General features: G+C 70.9%; 2 protein-coding genes. Both read left to right on the top strand.

Going from position 1 to position 2,627, the window contains the following annotated elements:
• Positions 1-177 precede the first annotated feature (177 nt).
• Entirely contained in the window at positions 178-795 is a 618-nt protein-coding gene (locus HUU95_RS13905) for a DUF4230 domain-containing protein (RefSeq protein WP_174280643.1), read from the top strand.
• Positions 796-850: 55 nt separating this feature from the next.
• A partial coding sequence (locus tag HUU95_RS13900; protein ID WP_174280642.1) for a transglycosylase domain-containing protein occupies positions 851-2,627 on the top strand: 1,777 nt, incomplete at its 3' end.

Genomic DNA, 2,627 nt, shown 5'->3' with positions numbered 1-2,627 from the left:
GGCTGGGTCCGGTCCGTCGCGGAGAGCCGGCACGCCGCGCTACTGCTGCCGCTCGCCCGACCGGCGCTGCTCCGCGCGCTCGCCCGCGCGACGCGGATCGGCGGGTGACGGCTTGACGCCGGCCGACCAGCGCAGGACATCGGCGGGGATGAACCCTCGTTCCCCGCTGATGAGCCGGTGACGCGCCTGTTGGCGACCTTCGTGGCCGGCCTGCTCGTCATGGCCGGCGGCGTCGCGTGGTGGACGCGTGGCGACTGGCGCCACGTCACCGCGATCACCGGCCCGACTACCGCCATCACCACCGACGCGGTGGAGGAGGTGGTGACCGGCCTGCGCCCGCTCGACCGCCTCGTCGTGTTCCAGGCGGCGCTGGTCGCGGTCACCGACGCGACCGAGTGCCGGCTGCTCTGCGCCATCAAGTCGTTGCAGACGCTGATCACGCCCGGCTATGTCGATTACTACGTCGACATGGGCGCGCTGGATGCGCGCGCGCTGATGCTCGCCGATGGTCGGCTCACCGTCCGCCTCCCGCCGCTCGGCATCGAGCGGCCCAACGCCGACATCGCGCATCTGCGCTTCTTCAACGACGGGGTCTGGTCGCACATCACCTCCGCCGACCGGCGGCTGGAGGCGAAGACCCGCGCGATGGCCGCCGTCCAGCTGACGCGGGAGGCGCAACAGGCCTATCTGGTCGAGCTGGCGCGCAAGCAGGCGGCGTCGGCCGTGTTCGCCGACATCCGCGCGATCCTCAACGCCACCGGCCACCGCGACTTGTCGCTCACCGTCCGGTTCTGAGCGGCCGGGGCTGGCGCTTGTCGCCGTCGCGCGATCCGCGTAGTCGGCGAACCGGATGGCCCGCGCCCCTGCCCGTTCTCGCCGCCGGCCCGCGTCTCCCTGGCGGCGGCGCCTGCGCCTGGCGTTCCAGCTCGGGCTGGGCGTCCTCGTGCTCGCGGTCGGCGCGCTGATCGTCGCGGTGTACCTCGCGCGCGCGCAGCTGCCCTCGTTCGACCAGCTCAAATCCTCGCCCAACGGCCAGATGATCCGCGTCCATGCCGCCGACGGCACCGTGATCGTCTCGCTCGGGCCCAGCTATGGCAAATGGCTGAGCTATGGCCAGATCCCGGCGGTGATGCGCGACGCGACCGTGTCGGTCGAGGACCGCCGCTTCCGCTCACACCTCGGCGTCGACCCGATTGGCCTCGCGCGCGCGGCGGAAGTGCGCGTCCAGCGCGGCCGGTGGATACAGGGCGGCTCCACCATCACGCAGCAGCTCGCGCGCAACGTCTTCCTCAACAACCAGAAGAAGTTCGGCCGCAAGTTCCGCGAATGGATCCTGGCGCTGGCGCTGGAGCGCAAGTTCACCAAGGACCAGATCCTCGAACTCTACCTCAACAAAGTCTATTACGGGGGTGGCGCCTATGGCATCGACGCCGCCAGCCGCCGCTTCTTCGGTCATGGCGCGGACCGGCTGAGCCTTGCCGAGGCGGCGGTGATTGCCGGGCTGGTCAAGGCGCCGTCCAACTACTCCCCCACCGCCGATGCCGACGCCGCCGTTGGCCGCGCGGGCGTCGTGCTCCAGACCATGGTGTCGGCGGGCGCGATCACGGCCGGCGAGGCCGCCGCCGCCGATCCGAAAGGACTGGCGCTGGAGCCGCCGCCCAAGCAGAACTCGGTGCGCTACTTCACCGACTGGGCGCTGCCGCAACTCGACACGCTGATCGACGAGCAGACCGCGCCGCTGGACGTCTACACCACGCTCGACCTGTCGATGCAGCAGGCGGCGGACACTGCCGTCCAGCACAACGCGCCGGCGGGGGCACAGGGCGCGCTGGTCAGCCTCGACCGCGACGGCGCGGTGCGCGCGCTGGTCGGCGGCAAGGATTACGTGTCCTCGATCTACGATCGCGCGACGCAGGCGGTGCGCCAGCCCGGCTCGTCGTTCAAGCTGTTCGTCTATCTCGCCGCGCTGGAGGCCGGCCACAAGCCCGACGACGTCTCGGCCGACGAGCCGGTGACGATCGACGGCTGGAGCCCACGCAACGACTCACGCCGTTTCTCGGGCCAGGTGACGTTGCGCACCGCGTTCGCCTATTCGATCAACACCGTCGCGGCAAAGCTGGGCCAGGAGGTGGGCTTTGCCACCGTCGCGGACATGGCACGGCGCTTCGGCATCTCCACCCCCATCAACACGCATCCCTCAATGGTGCTGGGCACGTCCGACGTCCGTCTGCTGGAGATGACGCGGGCCTTTGCATCGGTCGGGCAGAACGGCGTCGCGGTCACGCCTTATGGCATCACCCGCGTCGAGACCGACGGGCAGGTCATCTACACCCACCAGGTGGACCGCAGCCATGTGCTGGTCGCCCCCTATGTGGCGCAGGAGATGATCGACCTGCTCCAGACCGCCGTCAACACCGGCACCGGTCGCGCGGCGCAGATCGGCCGTCCGGTGGCGGGCAAGACGGGGACGACCACCTCGCAGAAGGACGGCTGGTTCCTGGGCTTCTCCTCGGGGCTGACCACCGGCGTGTGGTTCGGGCGCGACGATGCCCGGCCGATCCCCGGGCTGCACGGCGGCACCGCGCCCGCGCGCGCCTTCGCCGCGTTCATGGGCCCGGCGACGCGCG

This window comes from Sphingomonas bacterium, assembly GCF_903643065.1.
Taxonomy (GTDB): domain Bacteria; phylum Pseudomonadota; class Alphaproteobacteria; order Sphingomonadales; family Sphingomonadaceae; genus Sphingomonas.
This window is presented reverse-complemented; position numbering and strand designations above follow the sequence as displayed.